General features: G+C 69.4%; 16 protein-coding genes. 8 read left to right on the top strand and 8 right to left on the bottom strand.

Annotated features, from left to right (window positions below; genetic code table 11):
• Positions 1–42 precede the first annotated feature (42 nt).
• Genes M3M54_RS04475 through M3M54_RS04505 form a run of 7 tightly spaced genes read left to right on the top strand, consistent with a single transcriptional unit; the run spans position 43 to position 6137 of the window.
• Positions 43–672, top strand: coding sequence for a hypothetical protein (locus tag M3M54_RS04475; protein WP_249020985.1), 630 nt, complete (start codon positions 43–45; stop codon positions 670–672).
• A 51-nt stretch (positions 673–723) separates the two neighbouring features.
• On the top strand, positions 724–1401 hold the full coding sequence (locus M3M54_RS04480) for an SOS response-associated peptidase (RefSeq protein ID WP_249020986.1): 678 nt from the start codon (positions 724–726) through the stop codon (positions 1399–1401).
• Complete coding sequence (locus M3M54_RS04485; RefSeq protein WP_249020987.1) at positions 1398–2204, top strand: HAD-IIA family hydrolase; 807 nt, start codon at positions 1398–1400, stop codon at positions 2202–2204. Before M3M54_RS04480 ends, M3M54_RS04485 begins: the two co-directional genes overlap by 4 nt.
• A complete protein-coding gene (locus M3M54_RS04490; RefSeq protein ID WP_249020988.1) occupies positions 2204–3577 on the top strand; it encodes a MurT ligase domain-containing protein in 1374 nt (457 codons plus the stop codon). The genes M3M54_RS04485 and M3M54_RS04490 overlap by 1 nt, the downstream gene beginning before the upstream one ends.
• 6 nt (positions 3578–3583) lie before the next feature.
• Positions 3584–4324 (top strand): bifunctional 2-polyprenyl-6-hydroxyphenol methylase/3-demethylubiquinol 3-O-methyltransferase UbiG, encoded by a 741-nt coding sequence (locus M3M54_RS04495; RefSeq protein WP_249020989.1) that lies wholly within the window; start codon positions 3584–3586, stop codon positions 4322–4324.
• Positions 4321–5055 carry a type 1 glutamine amidotransferase gene (locus M3M54_RS04500; protein WP_249020990.1) on the top strand — a complete coding sequence of 245 codons (735 nt, stop codon included), beginning with the start codon at positions 4321–4323 and terminating at the stop codon, positions 5053–5055. Before M3M54_RS04495 ends, M3M54_RS04500 begins: the two co-directional genes overlap by 4 nt.
• Positions 5052–6137 (top strand): glycine betaine ABC transporter substrate-binding protein, encoded by a 1086-nt coding sequence (locus tag M3M54_RS04505; RefSeq protein WP_249020991.1) that lies wholly within the window; start codon positions 5052–5054, stop codon positions 6135–6137. The genes M3M54_RS04500 and M3M54_RS04505 overlap by 4 nt, the downstream gene beginning before the upstream one ends.
• Before the next feature lie 3 nt (positions 6138–6140).
• On the opposite strand, the gene dut is transcribed toward M3M54_RS04505, so the two are convergent.
• The 5 genes from dut to miaA all read right to left on the bottom strand — a co-directional run bounded on the left by dut (position 6141) and on the right by miaA (position 11039).
• Positions 6141–6626 (bottom strand): dUTP diphosphatase, encoded by a 486-nt coding sequence (dut, locus tag M3M54_RS04510; protein ID WP_249020992.1) that lies wholly within the window; start codon positions 6624–6626, stop codon positions 6141–6143.
• 36 nt (positions 6627–6662) lie between these two features.
• Positions 6663–7952 carry a GTPase HflX gene (hflX, locus tag M3M54_RS04515; protein ID WP_249020993.1) on the bottom strand — a complete coding sequence of 430 codons (1290 nt, stop codon included), beginning with the start codon at positions 7950–7952 and terminating at the stop codon, positions 6663–6665.
• Between the two features lie 75 nt (positions 7953–8027).
• A complete protein-coding gene (locus M3M54_RS04520) occupies positions 8028–9194 on the bottom strand; it encodes an LL-diaminopimelate aminotransferase (protein ID WP_249020994.1) in 1167 nt (388 codons plus the stop codon).
• A complete protein-coding gene (dapF, locus tag M3M54_RS04525) occupies positions 9181–10050 on the bottom strand; it encodes a diaminopimelate epimerase (RefSeq protein WP_249020995.1) in 870 nt (289 codons plus the stop codon). Before dapF ends, M3M54_RS04520 begins: the two co-directional genes overlap by 14 nt.
• 77 nt (positions 10051–10127) lie before the next feature.
• Positions 10128–11039 carry a tRNA (adenosine(37)-N6)-dimethylallyltransferase MiaA gene (miaA, locus tag M3M54_RS04530; protein WP_249020996.1) on the bottom strand — a complete coding sequence of 304 codons (912 nt, stop codon included), beginning with the start codon at positions 11037–11039 and terminating at the stop codon, positions 10128–10130.
• Between the two features lie 53 nt (positions 11040–11092).
• Here miaA and M3M54_RS04535 point away from each other — a divergent pair, with 53 nt between their 5' ends.
• Positions 11093–11896 (top strand): SDR family oxidoreductase, encoded by an 804-nt coding sequence (locus tag M3M54_RS04535; protein WP_249020997.1) that lies wholly within the window; start codon positions 11093–11095, stop codon positions 11894–11896.
• A gap of 19 nt (positions 11897–11915) precedes the next feature.
• On the opposite strand, the gene M3M54_RS04540 is transcribed toward M3M54_RS04535, so the two are convergent.
• The 3 genes from M3M54_RS04540 to rny all read right to left on the bottom strand — a co-directional run bounded on the left by M3M54_RS04540 (position 11916) and on the right by rny (position 15687).
• On the bottom strand, positions 11916–12836 hold the full coding sequence (locus M3M54_RS04540; RefSeq protein ID WP_249020998.1) for a mechanosensitive ion channel family protein: 921 nt from the start codon (positions 12834–12836) through the stop codon (positions 11916–11918).
• Positions 12837–12881: 45 nt separating this feature from the next.
• Complete coding sequence (gene miaB, locus M3M54_RS04545) at positions 12882–14189, bottom strand: tRNA (N6-isopentenyl adenosine(37)-C2)-methylthiotransferase MiaB (RefSeq protein WP_249020999.1); 1308 nt, start codon at positions 14187–14189, stop codon at positions 12882–12884.
• A gap of 67 nt (positions 14190–14256) precedes the next feature.
• Entirely contained in the window at positions 14257–15687 is a 1431-nt protein-coding gene (rny, locus tag M3M54_RS04550; protein ID WP_249021000.1) for a ribonuclease Y, read from the bottom strand.
• Positions 15688–15781: the final 94 nt, after the last annotated feature.

The following is a 15781-nucleotide window of genomic DNA, read 5'->3' on the forward strand; positions in this document are numbered from 1 at the left end:
GCGTGCCGAGCGGGCGCGAGGGTGGCTAGTAGACTGCGCGCCATGGCCAAGCAACAGCGCGCGATCCGCATCGAGCAGAAGAGCCAGCTCGCCGCGATGCAGGCGCTCGAGTCGCGCACGGACGAGGAACTGGAGGCTGAGACACGCTACCGTGCCGCGGCCCAGTCGATCCTTGGCGCCCGCGCCGCCGAGCGCTACGACGCCAAGAAGGCCCGCGCCCACTTCCAGAAGGCGCTGGCTGCCGCCCGCCCGCAGGAGCGGCTGCAGATCCGGCGCATGGCCGACGTCTCACTGGCGATGGCCGAGCGCCGCGCCGACGACCTCAAGGCCGCGACCGAGAAGCTCGGTGTCCAGGGGCCCACCAAGTGGCAGCTGCGGGGCCTGCGCGTGATCGGCCTGGTCGCCCCTCCCGCAAGTGCCGGGATGCTCGCCCGTGTCCGCGGCATCGTGGTCGCGATCCTCGCGATCGTCGCGCTCCTCGGGCTCGGGTTCGGGATCATCGAGGGCATCGGCCAGGCAGCGGGCGGTATCTCGCTGGACCTGGCGATCTTCTACGGCCTGCTGCTCTCGTTCATCGCCGTCGGAGCGGCCGTGATGCTCGGACGCCGTCGACAGAAGGCGGCGCTCGCACGGCGCCGAGAGCAGGCCGCCGCCGGTGCGCCGCGACGCTGAGCCGCGCGCGCTCCTGCGCCCCGTGCGGGTGGCGGACCGGGCCAGATTGGTATGTGTGGACGCTACTCGCTGAGCGGCTCAGGCGGCCGGCAGCTGCAGGCGCGCTTCGCGCTGGCTGAGCCCCCCGACCTGCGGCCGCGCTACAACATCGCCCCGGGCACGGAGGTCCTGGCTGTGCGCGCCCGCCCAGACGGCACCCGACATGCTGAGCTGTTGCGCTGGGGCCTGGTGCCGCACTGGGCGAAGTCGCCCCGTGCGGGCCAGAAGATGATCAACGCCCGCGGCGAGACGCTGCGCGAGCGCCCCGCCTACCGCGAGGCCTTCAAGCGTCGTCGCTGCCTGATTCCGGCCGACGGGTTCTATGAGTGGCAGCGCTCGCCCGACGGCGCCGGCAAGCAGGCACACCACATCGCGCGCGCCGACGGTGCGCTGTTTGCCTTCGCGGGCCTTTGGTCGGTGTGGCATCCTGAGCAGCCTGACGAGCTGCGCAGCGTCACGATCGTCACGACCGCGGCGACCGGCAAGATCGCACGGATTCACGACCGCATGCCCGTGATCCTGCGCCCCGACGAGGAGGCACTGTGGCTGGCCTCGGAGACTCCGGCCGGCCTGCTGGACGGGCTGCTCGCCGGGGTCACTGACGAGGAGCTGGTCGTCTGGGCAGTGGGCCCGGAGGTTGGCGATCCGCGCTTTGACGGGCCACAATGCCTGCTGGAGCGTGCCGCGTGAACGTCGGCGTCTCAGGGCTGGTGGCAGGCTACGCGAACGTGATCCTGGACCTGGATGGAACCGTCTGGGTCGGTGACGAGCTGACCTCGCGGGCAGCCGCGGCGGTGGCCGCGATGCGGGCGGCGGGCCTCGGCATCGCCTTTGTCACCAACGACGGCGCCCGCACGCCGGAGGAGTACGTCCAGAAACTCTGGGCGCTTGGAGTGACCGCCGCCGGCGACGAGGTCGTGAGCGTCGGCTCGGCCATCACGCACCTTCTGTGCGAGCGTGAACCTGGCGCCCGCGTCTACGTGATCGGCTCACCGGCGATCTTCCGGCACGTCACCGATGCCGGACACACGATCGTCAACGGCACCCCCGCCGCGGAGCGCGCCGACGTTGTTGTGGCGGTCGCCCACCCGGACTTCAACTACCGGGAGCTCACCATCGCCACGCGCGCCCTGCTCGCCGGCGCCCAGCTGATCACCGGCGGCCGCGACCGCACCTATCCGGCCGCCGACGGCACGTCCCCGGGCACCGGCGCTGTGACCGCGGCGCTCGAGTACGCGAGTGGGACCACCGCACGCTTGGTCGGCAAGCCAGACCCGCGCGTCTTTGAGGTCGCGCTCGAACGGCTTGGTCCGGGCCGCACGCTTGTGGTCGGCGACCACCTCGTGGCCGATCTCGGCGGTGCCGCAGCCGCCGGGCTGGATGCGGCGATCGTGCTGAGCGGTGTGACCACCGCGGATCAGGCGCGCGCCGCCACGAATCCGGCGCCGGTGGCGATCGCCCCCGACCTGGCCACACTCGTACTCTCCAGTTGATGGACACACTGCCCGCGAAGCTGGCACTGTCGCGTGCGGTCGGGCTCGCGGCGCGCGCATCAGGCCGCGGCGGTGGCACCAGCCTGCCTGGCCGGTTGCTGCTGCGGCTTGACCCCCAGGCATTACACCGGCTCGCGGCCCAGCTCACGCAGGGCCGATATGTGATCTCGGCCACCAACGGCAAGACCACCACAGCCGCGATCAGCGCCAGCATCCTCGAGCGCGCCGGGCGCGTTCTCGTACGCAACACCGCAGGGGCAAACATGGCCGGGGGCATCGCCTCGACCCTGCTCGCCGCCACCCGCAACGACGGCACGTTGAACGGCGACACCGGCCTGTTTGAGGTCGACGAGTTCTGGCTCGACGCCGTCACCGAGCAGCTTGAGCCCAACGCGCTTGTCCTCGGAAATCTCTTTCGTGACCAGCTGGACCGCTACGGCGAGCTTGAGTCGATCGCCTCCCGCTGGGCTGGGGTCGTCGATGGGCTCGATGCCGGCACCGCGCTCATCCTCAACGCGGACGATCCGTTGATCGCCGATCTGGGCCGTGAGCACAGTGCAGCGATCTACTTCGGGGTCGAGGATGACCGGCTCGCGCTCGCCACGCGCCAGCACGCCTCCGACGCGACGCACTGCCGGCGCTGCGGCGCCACGTATCTGTACGAGAGCGTCTACCTCGGCCACCTTGGCCACTACCGCTGCCCCGGCTGCGGCTGGCAGCGCCCGGCACCCGCGGTGCAGGCTCGCGAAGTCACCCTCCATGGCAGTACCGCAGCCACCTTCACGCTCGTTTCAGGCCAGGAGGAGCGCCCGGTCAGCCTCAGCCTTCCCGGGCTCTACAACGTCTACAACGCGCTCGCCGCAGCCGCCCTGGCGGTCGCCTGCGGAATCGAACTTGACACCATCACGGCCGGTCTGCAGGCCGCAACGGCCGCCTTTGGCCGCGCCGAGACGGTCGAGCTAGCCGGCCTGCCGATCCAGATCCTGCTGGTCAAGAATCCCGCCGGCGCCAACGCGATCCTGCAGACGCTCGCGCTCGAGCCCGGTGAGCTTGATCTGCTGGCGATCCTCAACGACAACATCGCCGACGGGCGCGACGTCTCCTGGATCTGGGACGCCGACTTCGAGCCGCTCGTGCCGCACGTGCGCCATGTCGTGTGCTCCGGCCGGCGTGCGTCCGAGCTCGCGCTGCGCTTCAAGTACGCGGGGCTGGCGCGCGACCGTCTCACGGTCGAGCCGGCGCTTCCCCGTGCCCTCGACATAGCCGCCGGCATGGCGCATGGACGGCTTTTTGCGCTGCCCACCTACACCGCCCTGATCGAACTGCGCGCCGAGCTCGGCCGCCGCGGCGCGGTCTTGCCGTACTGGTCCTGAGGCCCAATGAGCGAGGTGATCTGGCACGACATCGAGTGCGGCTCCTATCGCCAGGATCTGGCGCTCTGGCTGGCGCTCGCGGACCAGTACGCGGGTGCAGGCGCGCCGGTGCTGGATGTCGGCGCCGGCACGGGGCGCGTCAGCCTGGCGCTTGCACGCGCCGGCCACGGCGTCGTCGCGCTTGATCAAAGCCGGGCGCTGCTGGCGGAACTCGCGCGCCGCGCTCGTGGCCTGCCGATCGAGACCGTGTGCGCCGACGCCAGAACGTTCACCTTGCCCGGACGGCATTTTCCGCTGATCGCGGTCCCCATGCAGACCCTCCAGCTGCTCGGCGGCAACGAGGGGCAGAGCGCCTTTTTGGCCCGCGCCCGACGGCATCTGCAAGCCGGGGGCGCGATCGCGGTTGCGATCGTCGCGCTCGAGGACCTCGAGGAGTTCGAGGAGTTCGACGGCGAGCAGGCGGGCGGACTGCCGCTGCCGGACATCGCCGAGCTGGACGGTTGCGCCTACTTCAGCCAGCCCACCGCCGTGCGCCGCCAGGACGGCTCGGTCGTGCTCGAGCGTCTGCGTGAGGTCGTGGACGCGCACGGGGCACGGCGCAGCAGCGTCGACCGCACACGCCTTGACCTGACCAGCCCCGAGCAGCTTGCCGAACTCGCCGTCAATGCGGGGTTGAGGCTGCGCGAGGTTCGTAGGATTGATCCGACCGACGCGCACGTCGGCAGTGAGGTGGTGATCCTGCAGTGAGCGAGCCTGAAAAACTGCGCGTGTGTGCGCTCTACCCAGAACTCATGAACATCTATGCCGACAGGGGCAACCTGCTGATGCTGCGTCGCCGCTGTCAGTGGCGCGGCATCGCCTTTGAGCTCACCTCGGCTGGGATCGGCGAGGACATCGACCCGGACGGCGCTGACATCTTCTACATGGGCGGCGGACAGGACCGTGATCAGGAGCTCTGCGCCGCCGACCTGGTCGAGCACAAACGCGAGTCGCTGCGGGCCGCGGCTGCACGCGGAGCGATCGTGCTCGGCGTCTGCGGTGGCTACCAGCTGCTCGGCCATGACTACCAACTGGGCGCGCGTGCGCTGCCGGGCGTCGGCCTGCTGGATGTGCGCACGGTCCGCTCCGACGGACCCCGCCTGACGGGCAACGTCGCCATCGAGGTCGATTTGCCGGGTGCGCACGCGCGCGTGCTCGCCGGCTTTGAGAACCACGGTGGCCGTACACACCTGGGTCCGCAGGCCAGCCCGCTCGGACGCGTGCTGCGCGGCCACGGCAACAACGGGTCAGACGGCTACGAGGGGGCACGCCAGGGGAGCGTGATCGGCACCTACCTGCACGGACCGCTTTTGCCCAAGAACGCCTGGTTTGCCGACTGGCTGATCTCAAGCGCACTCGGGGGTGCCGCGCTCGAACCGCTGGATGACGAGCTGGAGGAGCTGGCCCACGCCACGGCGCGTGCGGCTGCCGGCCTATGAGCGTTCGCCGGACCTTGGCTGGCCTGGTGCTGGCGCTCACCTTCGTTGTCGGTGTGGCGAGCGGCTGGTGGACCGGTGTCGCAGCCGGTAACACCGCTCGCGCGCGGCACGCGGCAACCACCAGCACCAGCACCACCACCACAACGGCCGCCACCACGACGACGGCCACGCAACCGGTGGTCACGGTCGTCAACCCGCCGCCGGTCGGCACGCGCCGGCTGCCCGGGACCGGGAGGCCGCCGATCGAGCTTGGCGACCTGGCCAGCCCGCAGCAATTCATCATCGGCCAGCTCTACCAGCTGGCCCTGCAGCACGAGGGCTACACGATCTACCTGACGCGCAACGTGGGCGTCCCGGCGATCCGAACCGCGGCGGTTCTGCACGGCACGCTTGACATCTACCCGGAGTCGCTGGGCGAGTGGAACAGCGCCATCGCGCACCTGCACCGGCGCTTTGCGACCGTACGTGCGGCCTACAGAGCCGCCTCGGCGTACGCTCGCAGCCACGGTTTCGTGCTCCTCCCCCCCACGCCGTTCAGCTCCACCAGCTGTCTGGCGGTGCTCGCCCAGTACGCCCAGGCAGGCCACGTTCATTCACTTCCGCAGCTCGCCAGGGTCGGCGGCGTGATCCTCGGGGTGCCCGCTGAGTTCGCGTACATCAACGACGGCCTACCCGCTCTTGAGCGCGCCTACCACCTGCGCCCCGGCTACGTGCAGTCGATCGGCATCGGCCTGCAGTATTGGTGGCTCGACAGCGGCAACGTCCAGGCCGCCTACTGCAACACCACCGACCCGCAGCTCTCCGGTCCGGAATACGTCGCGCTGTCTGACCCCAAGCACATATTCGGGCACGGCAACATCGTGCCGGTCACAACGCCGCGCGTGCTGCGACGCGAGGGACCGGTCTTTGCGCGGACGATCGAGCGGGTGGACCGGCTGCTGACATTGCGTGCGATGCGCGGGCTGAACGCCGAGTACTCGCTGAGCGGCCACGGTCCCACCTCAATCGCCTTCCAGTTCCTTGAGGGCAACGGCATCCTGCCGCCATCGCGCTTCGCGCCGGTCTCCGCGGGCGGCAGCTGAGCATCAGCTGGCGCCAAAGCCAGCCAGCGGGTCTGCGGCAGACGGTCCGAAGCCGCCACTGGACCCGAAGCCCGCGGAGCCGCGGTCGCCGTCAGACAGGGCCTGCACGTCCACAACAACCGGCAGCTCAACGGCAACTATCACCAGCTGGGCGATGCGGTCCCCCGCGTTGATCGTGAAGCTCTCGGCCGAGGTGTTGAGCAGCAGGACGCGCAGCTCGCCCCGGTAGCCGGAATCGATCAGGCCGGGAGCGTTCGCGACCGTGATGCCGTGTTTGGCCGCGAGCCCCGAGCGCGGCAGCACCAACCCGGCGTGGCCAGCTGGGACCTCAAGCGCGAGCCCTGTGGGTACGCTCACCCGCCCAGCGGCCGGAAGTTCGGCAGGCTCGAGCGCGAACAGATCAAGGCCGGCGTCCTGCGGATGGGCGCGTCGCGGCAGGATCGCCTCGTCGGCAAGCCGCTTGACCTTCAGCGACCAGGCCTCAGCCATCGCGACGCAGGCCTCGTCCGGCGCCCCGCTGATCGCTCATCTGGCGCCAGCCCGAGCGCCCGTCACGGTGAAGCGCGCGAAGCGCTCCGCCACCGAGGCCGTGAGCGCCGCGCTGACCCGCACACCGTCAGGCGTGTCTTCGCGCCTGAGATCTCCTGCCAACCCGTGCAGCTCGGCCAGTCGCGCACCGTCGCTGTAGGGGATCAGCAACTCCACCTGGCGCAGCCTGCGCGCAAACTCACGCTCGATCGCCTCCAGCAGCAGCGGCAGGCCCTCGCCCGTCAGCGCCGATATCTGGACTGCACCGAGGTGGCGGTGGCGCAGCTCTTCACGCGCCTGCGCATCGACACGGTCGATCTTGCCGATCACCAGCAGGCGTGGAACCGCGGCGGCGCCGATCTCGGCGAGCACCGACTCCACGGCCGTGATCATCTCGAGCCGCTCCCGCTCGGGTGCCGAGCCGTCAACCACATGCAATATCAGGTCCGCCAGTCGCGTCTCCTCCAGCGTGGCCGCGAACGCGTCGACGAGCTGGTGGGGCAGCTTGCGGATGAAGCCGACCGTGTCGGTCACCAGATAGTCGCGACCGCCGGCGCGCATCAGGCGGGTCGTGGGATCGAGCGTGTGAAACAGGCGGTCCGCGACTCCCACCTCGGCCCCGGTGAGCGCGCCCAGCAGGGTTGATTTGCCCGCGTTGGTGTAGCCGGCAAGGGCAATCTGGGGCAGGTCGGTGCGTTCGCGCTCGGCGCGCATCACGCTGCGGCTGGAGCGCACGTGCTCGAGTCTGCGCTTGAGGGTGGAGATCCGGTCGCGCGCCAGCCGACGGTCGGTTTCGATCTGGGTCTCGCCGGGTCCGCGGGTGCCGACGCCACCCCCCAGGCGCTCGAGGTGTGTCCACAGGCCGCGCATACGCGCGAGGTTGTACTCCAGCTGCGCAAGCTCGACCTGCAGCTTGCCCTCGGCCGTGTGCGCGTGGGCGGCGAAGATGTCCAGGATCACGGCGGTTCTGTCGATGACCGGCAGCCCCAGCGCCTGTTCGAGGTTGCGCTCCTGCCGGGCTGAGAGCTCGTCGTCACAGACGACCACGTTGGCATCGCTGAGGCGCAGTGTCTCGGCCAGCTCAGCGAGTTTGCCGGGGCCCAGGTAGGTGTTCGGGTGCGGCGCCGCCAGGTGCTGCACCGTGGCACCGACCGCCGCCACACCGGCGGTCAAAAGCAGCTCGCGCAGCTCGTCGAGCTGCTCGGTGTCACCCTCGGGCAGCGCGGCGATCATGTGGGCGCGCTGACGTGCCCGTGGCCGCTGCTGGGTTGCTTGTGCCTGCTTCACAACTTCGACCTTACAACCCTCAAACCCCAGCCCGGCGAGCGACGCCCCGGGTCGCACGCGGATCGACCGGTGTGCTCAGCGCGAAAGACCGCGCAGGCGCTCAACCGCCTCCATCAGCCGGTCCTCAGGCGTCGTCAGGGAGATCCGGAAGTAGCCCTCGCCGCTGCGGCCATATGCACCTCCGGGAGTGATCACCACGCCCACACGCTCGAGCACGAACTCGCAGTACTGCGCTGAGGTCGCAAACCCCTCCGGGATCGGCGCCCAGACATAGATCGTTGCGTGGGGGCGCTTGACATGTACCCCGGCCGCCTCCAGAGCGTCACAGACCAGGTCACGACGCCGCGCGTAGACGTCGTTCATCGCCTTGACCTCGGCGTCCACGCTCTCCTGGAGCGCGGCTACGCCGGCCAGCTGGATGGCGTCAAAGAGGCCCGAGTCGACGTTTGACTTCAGCCGCCAATAGCTGTCTATCACCTGCGCGTTACCGACGATCGCCGCGCAGCGCCAACCGGTCATGTTGTAGCCCTTGGACCACGAGAAGACCTCCACACCCACCTCCTTGGCGCCCGGCGTCGCCAGAAACGAGGGAGCGACGTAGCCGTCGTAGGTCGTCTCGCTGTAGGCGTTGTCGTGTACCGCCAGGATGTCGTGGCGCTGCGCGAGCGCGACGGCACGCTCAAAGAAGCCGTCGGGCACGGTTGCGCCGGTCGGGTTGTTCGGGTAGTTGAAGAACATCAGCCGCGCGCGTTCGAGCGTCGGCCGCGGGATGCCGTCGAGGTCTGGCGCGAAACCCAGGGCGGGCTCAAGCGGCATCAGCACCGGCTCGGCGCCGGCCAGCGTGGGGCCGCCGGTGTAGACGGGATAACCAGGATCGCTGGCGAGCGCCACATCACCGGGATCCAGGAACGCAAGGTTGAGGTTGAAGATGCACTCCTTGGCGCCAATCGCCGGCATCACCTCGGTCTCGGGATCGAGGCTCACGCCGAAGCGCCGCGCATAGAAGGCGGCAACCGCCTCACGGAACTCGCGTCTTCCGCGGTTGGTCGGGTAACGGTGCGTCCCAGGGTCGGCCACCGCCACCTTGGCGGCCTCCACGATCGCGGGGTAGGTTGGCATGTCGGGATCGCCGATCCCGAGGCTGATCACATCGACGCCCGCGGCGCGCTGGGCTTCGATCTTGCGTTCGAGCTCGGCAAAGAGATAGGGCGGGATGCGATCAAGGCGTCTACTGGGCCGCAACTGAAACCTCCAAATCCTGTAGCTCTTCAACGAGCTCCTCAGAGACCGTGCCGCGCATCACCGGCAGCGCCCAGCCCGTGAGCCGCAAATGGAGATCCTCGCTCACCGTCACCTCGAGCTCGCCCCCCTCGAGCAGGACCGTGACCGGCGAAGCGCCGCCCTGCAGCACATGGCTGACGGCTGCGCCGATCGCGCCGGTACCGCTGGCCGTGGTCTCACCGACGCCCCGCTCAAAGATGCGTGCCCTGATCAGCCCCGGCTGCACAACGGTGAACCAGGACACGTTGGTCCGGTTGGGAAACAGGGCGTGACGCTCGATCTCCGGGCCGATCGCTGGCAGGTCGAGGCTGTCAAGCTCCGCCTGATCGGTCATCGTGATTGAGCACTGCGGGTTGCCCACCTGGACGTGCTGAAAGGGCCAGCGCCGACCGCCTGCGGTGAGCTCACCGCGGCCATCGGCGCTGCCGCCGGGATAGTCGACGCTCGCGAGCCGCGCCTGCCCCATGTCCACGCTGGCACTCGTCGGGGAGGTGACCTGCGCATGCAGCACGCCGGCCTGCGTGCCGATCGCGAAGCTGCTCTGCTCGGTCCACCCCTGGCGGCGCAGGTAGAGGATCGCCTCGCGGGCGCCGTTCCCGGACACGCCCGCCTCGGAGCCATCCGGGTTGAAGATGCGCAGCTCGGCGACCAGGTCATCGCGCTCAGAGCGAGCGAGCAGCACGATCCCGTCAGAGCCGATGCCGGTGTGGCTGGCGCACAGCCGCTGCACTCGCGCCGGCGTGAGCTCAAAGGGCAGATCGCCTGCCTCGACGATCACGTAGTCATTACCAAGCGCCTGCCACTTCTGGAAGTTCACCGGCTGGAGGCTAGATGATCGCCGCCGCGTTTGAGCGGCGCGCGCCCACACTCAGCACCGGTACCCGCACCTGACGCTCATTCTCCAAGCCACCGTGCGGCGATCTCGCCCGCCACCTGCTCGCTGGTCCTGCCGCCGACGTCCACCGCGATCATTCCTGGCAGCTTGCGCATCCAGGTGAGCTGACGCCGGACGTAGTTGCGGGTGCGGCGCTTCATCGCCTCGACGTCGCCGGCGAGCAGCTCCTCGAAGCCGAGCGCCTGCCGGGCGGTTGCGCTCACGCCGGTCGCGTTGGCGGCACGGACCTCATGCTCAACCCCTGCTGCCAGCATGGCGTCTACGCGGGCGTTGACGCTCGCGTAGAGCCGCTCACGGTCGGCCACCAGACCGATCAGGAGCGTGGGATGACGGGTCGCCTCGGTCCACAGCTCGGAAGTTGTCTGCGGTGAGGCGAGCTCGCCGCAGCGATGCAGCTCGAGCGCTCGCACAACACGGTGGCTGTCGGTGACAGCGATCTGGCTGGCGGCCCCCGGCGCCACGCGGGCCAGACGGGCGTGCAGCACCTCGGGACCCAGGCGCGCAAGCTCCGCCAGGAGGCCCTCCCTGACCGCCGGATCCGGTGGTGGACGGAAGCTCAGATCGGCCAGCGCCGCCCGCAGATAGAGTCCGGTCCCACCGACCACGATCGGCAGTCGTCCCTCCTGCAGGAGCGTGTCGATCTCGTTGTGTGCAAGCTCCGCGTACTGGCCGGCGCTGAAGGTCGCGTCCGGCGGCAGAAAGGAGATCAGCCGATGCTCGAGCCGGGCCTGCTGCTCCGGTGAGGCAACGCCGGTGAGCAGCTCGAGCCCGCGGTAGACCTGCAGCGCGTCGGCTGAGACCGCCACCGGCAGCTCGCCCTGGGCCCGCAGGACGTCGGCGAGCGCGACGGCCACGGCGGTCTTGCCGACGGCGGTCGGGCCCACCAGTGCGATCAGCTTTCGGGTGTACATCAGCACGCAGTATCGTCCCACCGAATGTTTGACGGCCAAGCGCGCGGCGAGAGATGAAGCTGGCAGGCAGCCGCGTGCTGCTGACCGGTGCCACCGGCGGCATCGGCCGCGTGCTGGCTGGCGCGCTGGCCGCGCGGGAGGCGCGGCTGGTGTTGAGCGGGCGTCGTGCCGACGTGCTCGAGGCGCTGGGCGCCGAGCTCGACGCAGAGGTGATCGCCGCCGATCTGGCGCTCGGGTCAGAGGTCGAGCGTCTCGCTGAGCGGGCCGGTCAGGTCGATGTGCTGATCGCCAACGCCGCACTGCCCGCCTCCGGGCATCTGCTCGAGCTCAGCCAGGCGGAGATCGATGTGATGCTGAACGTGGATCTGCGCGCACCGATCGCGCTGGTGCGGGCACTGGCGCCCGCCATGGTCGCCCGCGGCCACGGCCACATCGTGATCATCTCCTCGCTGGCGGGCAAGGCGGCGACACCGGCCTCTTCGATCTACAGCGCGGCGAAATTCGGGCTGCGCGGGTTTGCACACAGCGCCAGGGCGGATCTGCGTGCTGGCGGCGTCGGCGTGTCGGTGGTGCTGCCGGGGTTCGTGCGTGACGCGGGCATGTTCGCCGACACCGGCGTGCAACTGCCACGCGGCGTGGGCACAAGCTCGCCTGCCCAGGTTGCCGCCGCCGTCGTCGCTGCGATCGAGCACAACCGTGCCGAGGTGACCGTCGCACCGCTGACCGTCCGGGTCGGCGCCGGCTTTGCGGCGCTCGCCCCCTCGCTGGCCGCACTGGGCCAGCAAGCCCTCGGTGCCGGGGCCCTGGCCAAGCGCGTATCCGCGGCGCAGACGGACAAGCGCCCGCCTGCGGCCTAGCGCCGCCAGCTGTCTGGCGTCAGCTCCGCGGCGCGCCTGCGTCGACACGGGCGTGTTTGCCCGTGACACCAACAAGCGCGGCGATGATCTCATCCGCCAGCCGCGCCCCGTCGGTGTGACGCTCGGGGGTTGCCTGTACCCGCACCACGATCGTGGCCCCCGCGATCTCCTCGAGCAGGACACTCGGCGCCTTGCGCGTCGGTATGGAGATGTTGGCGTCGAGGATCGCCTGCACGTGACTTGGACGAACGCTCGACGCGAGCGTCACTCGCACGTCCACGGAGTCCGGTTCGCGCAGCGGCAGGATCGCGGCGGAGAGCACCAGCGTGTTGGGCACCATCACCCGCTCATCACCGCGCGAGAGCGTGGTGTACAGCAGACCCAGGGAGGTGACCACGCCGTCGACGCCACCGGCCAGCTGACCGGCCTGCAGCTTAACCCGCTCGCCGAGCCGGAACGGCCTCGCGCTCAGCAGCACCATCCCTGCAAAGAGGTTGCCGAGCGGTTGCTGAGCGGCGATGCCCAGGACCACGGCGGTGAACGCGCCGCCCACCGCCAGCGCCTGCAGCGAGATCCCGCCCACGGCCAGACCGCCGAGCACGGTCGCAACGACGGCCAGCAGGCGGATCAGGAACTCGACGGTGCCCGCGGTCGCGGGGTCCATGCGCCGGAAGGCAACGGGCGAGGCCCTGGCGAGATCCCTGGCGATCAGCCAGCCGACCAGTAACACCAGGAAAACCGCCGCCACCTTGACGATCGTCAAACCGAGATAGATGCCGTGCAGGTGACCGTCGCGCCCGGCCCAGTCGCGCCCCATGATCACCAGCACCAGTACCGCCACCTCCACCGGCAGCCGAACCAGCGCCCGGCGGATCACCTGCCGATTGAGCTCAAGCTCCAAGCCCACCGCAGCCCAGGCCTCGCTGCGGGTATCAAACATCCGGCTGTTGACCTTCCGGCGCAGGCGTGCCATGAAGGCGAGGGTCTAGCCGGCCGCGGCCGCAACGAGCGACATCGCGCCCGTGAGTGTCTGGCTGGTGGCGCCGCTGATTTCGACCTGCACGTAGTCACCGGGCTCACCCAGCCCGTCGAAGTTGACCACCTTGTTGTGGCGTGTGCGGCCACGCAGACGCGCGGGGTCGGTGCGCGAAGGTCCCTCGATCAGAACCTCAAGCGAGCGGCCGACGAATCTCTGGGCGCGGTCGCTCGCGCGCCGTTGGACCAGGCCGACCAGTCGCTCGAGACGCTCGACCTTGACCTCGTGCGGTACCTGATCCTCGAGCGCGGCGGCCTCGGTGTCGCGGCGTGGCGAGTACAGGAAGGTGAAGGCGCCGTCGTAGCCGACCTCGTCCACGAGCGTGAGCGTCTGTTCGAAGTCGGCCTCTGTTTCGCCAGGGAAGCCGACGATGATGTCGGTCGTCAGACCACAGTCGGGCAGCTGCTCGCGGATCAGGGCCACCCGATCCAGGTAGCGCTCGCGCGTGTAGGTTCTGCGCATCCGCTTGAGCACGGCGCTCGAACCCGACTGCAGCGGTAGGTGGATGTGCTCGCACAGCGCTGGCAGCTCGGCGTGGGCGCGGATCACGTCCTCACGCATGTCCTTGGGATGCGGGCTCGTGTAGCGGATCCGTCGGATGCCCTCAACGGCGTCGATACGGCGCAAAAGCTCGGAGAACGAGACCCGCCGGTCGGCGGGCAGATCGCGCCCGTAGGAGTTCACGTTCTGGCCGAGCAGGGTCACCTCGCTAACACCGTCGGCCGCCTGCCTGCGGATCTCCGCGATCAGCGTGTCGGGGTCACGGCTGACCTCGCGTCCGCGTGTGGAGGGCACGATGCAGTAGGAGCAGACGCAGTTGCAGCCGACGCTCACCTGCAGCCAGCCCTGATGGCGACGAGCACGTCGGGCGGGCAAGTCGCCGGTGAACGACTCAAACTCGAAGAAGCCCTGGGCACTCAGCGACTCGCTGGTCAGAAACTCAGCAAGCTTGTGCACCTGCCCAGGTCCGAAGGCGACGTCAACGTAAGGGAAGCGCTCAAAGACCTCGTGCTTGACCGACTGCGCCCAGCAGCCACCGACGCCGATCACGGTGTCAGGCGCACGCCGCTTCAGCGCGGCGGCCTCCTGAAGGTGGGCGATGAAGCGATCGTCGGCTCGCTCTCGGATCGAGCAGGTGTTGAACAGAATCAGGTCGGCTTCAGCGCGTCGCTCCGCCGGCACGTAGCCGAGCGATTCGAGCATCCCCTTCATGCGTTCGGAGTCGTGCTCGTTCATCTGGCAGCCGAAGGTGGTCACATGATAGGTATGGCGGCGCATCGCGCCCAAAGGGTAGCCCCTGCCGCCAGCGGGCCACAGCTCGCCGCTATCTCGCGTAGTCCACGGCACGGGACTCGCGGATGACGGTCACCTTGATCTGGCCCGGGTACTCGAGCTGCTTTTCGATCTCGCGCGCGATCTCGTAGGAGATCAGCGTGGCAGCGGCATCATCAACCGCCTCCGGTGCCACGATCACCCTGATCTCACGCCCGGCCTGCATCGCATAGACCTTCTCCACACCGGGATGGCGCTGGGCGATCTCTTCGAGGTCGCGCAACCGCTTCACGTAGAGCTCGAGCGACTCGCCACGCGCCCCTGGCCTCGCACCCGACAGCGCGTCGGCCGCCTGCACGATGACCGCCTCAACCGTCTGTGGCTCCACCTCGTTGTGGTGAGCCTCCATCGCGTGTGCGACCGCCTCCGACTCGCCATACCTGCGCGCCAGCTCCCCGCCGACCAGGGCGTGCGGTCCCTCCACCTCGTGCGTCACGGCCTTGCCGATGTCGTGCAGCAGCGCCGCGCGACGAGCTGTCTTCGGGCTCGCGCCCAGCTCCGAGGCCATCATCCCCGCCAGTTGCGCCACCTCCACCGAGTGCGAGAGCACGTTCTGTCCGTAGCTGGTGCGGAACTTGAGACGGCCGAGATAGCGAATCAGCTCGGGGTGCAGACCCTGTACGTCAGCCTCAAAGGCGCCCTCCTCGCCCGCCTTTTCGATGTGATCCTCAAGCTCGGACTTGACCTGAAAGTACACCTCCTCGATCCGCGCGGGATGGATCCGCCCGTCTTGCAGCAGCCGCTCGAGCGTCAGCCTCGCCACCTCACGGCGCACACCGTCGAAGCCCGACAGGACAACCGCCCCGGGTGTGTCGTCGATGATGAAGTCGACACCCGTGAGCATCTCGAGCACTCTGATGTTGCGACCCTCGCGCCCGATGATGCGGCCCTTCATGTCATCTGATGTCAGCTGCACCACCGAAACCGTCGTCTCGGCCACGTGAGCGGCGGCGAGCCGCTGCATGACCACGGCCAGAATGTTGCGCACGCGCCGCTCAGCGTCGCGCCTGGTCTCCTCCTCGATTTCGCGCACGCGCCGTGCCGCCTGCCTGCGTGCCTCCTCCTCGATCTGTGCGATCAGCATCTCCTTGGCCCGCGCCGCCGAGAGCCCTGCGATCCGCTCCAGCTCGCCCACAAGCGCGTCCCTCTGCCTCTCGAGTGCGTCCATACGCTCGGCCAATGCGCTCTCAGCCTCGTGCAGGCGGGCCTCACGCGCCATCAGCTGCTGCGCGTACTGCACCCCGCCGCCGTTGCTGACCGCGGCCGGCACCGGCGCGTCGTCCGGCGCCACGCCGCCCTGCGGTCCAGCGCTCCCCGGCCCGCCAACGGCTCTGCGCCGCACGCCTCCAGCCATCTGCGCGTAGACGGCTGCAGCCACTATCACACCTACGGCTATCAGCGCTGCGGCCACGATGGTGTCCATGGTCGTTCCTCTCAGAGCGTCCGCGAGCGTCAGGCACGCGGCCCCTCAGTCTCTTCTCGTATCAGGAGCGGCCGACGGGCTTGGCTCGCCTTCG

This window comes from Conexibacter sp. S30A1, assembly GCF_023330665.1.
GTDB lineage: Bacteria > Actinomycetota > Thermoleophilia > Solirubrobacterales > Solirubrobacteraceae > Palsa-465.

Bases quoted from the DNA above. Each gene is read 5' to 3' on its own strand.
- M3M54_RS04475 (WP_249020985.1), top strand. From the start codon at position 43: ATGGCCAAGCAACAGCGCGCGATCCGCATCGAGCAGAAGAGCCAGCTC.
- M3M54_RS04480 (WP_249020986.1), top strand. From the start codon at position 724: ATGTGTGGACGCTACTCGCTGAGCGGCTCAGGCGGCCGGCAGCTGCAG.
- M3M54_RS04490 (WP_249020988.1), top strand. From the start codon at position 2,204: ATGGACACACTGCCCGCGAAGCTGGCACTGTCGCGTGCGGTCGGGCTC.
- M3M54_RS04495 (WP_249020989.1), top strand. From the start codon at position 3,584: ATGAGCGAGGTGATCTGGCACGACATCGAGTGCGGCTCCTATCGCCAG.
- M3M54_RS04505 (WP_249020991.1), top strand. From the start codon at position 5,052: ATGAGCGTTCGCCGGACCTTGGCTGGCCTGGTGCTGGCGCTCACCTTC.
- dut (WP_249020992.1), bottom strand. From the start codon at position 6,626: ATGGCTGAGGCCTGGTCGCTGAAGGTCAAGCGGCTTGCCGACGAGGCG.
- miaA (WP_249020996.1), bottom strand. From the start codon at position 11,039: ATGTACACCCGAAAGCTGATCGCACTGGTGGGCCCGACCGCCGTCGGC.
- M3M54_RS04535 (WP_249020997.1), top strand. From the start codon at position 11,093: ATGAAGCTGGCAGGCAGCCGCGTGCTGCTGACCGGTGCCACCGGCGGC.
- M3M54_RS04540 (WP_249020998.1), bottom strand. From the start codon at position 12,836: ATGTTTGATACCCGCAGCGAGGCCTGGGCTGCGGTGGGCTTGGAGCTT.
- rny (WP_249021000.1), bottom strand. From the start codon at position 15,687: ATGGACACCATCGTGGCCGCAGCGCTGATAGCCGTAGGTGTGATAGTG.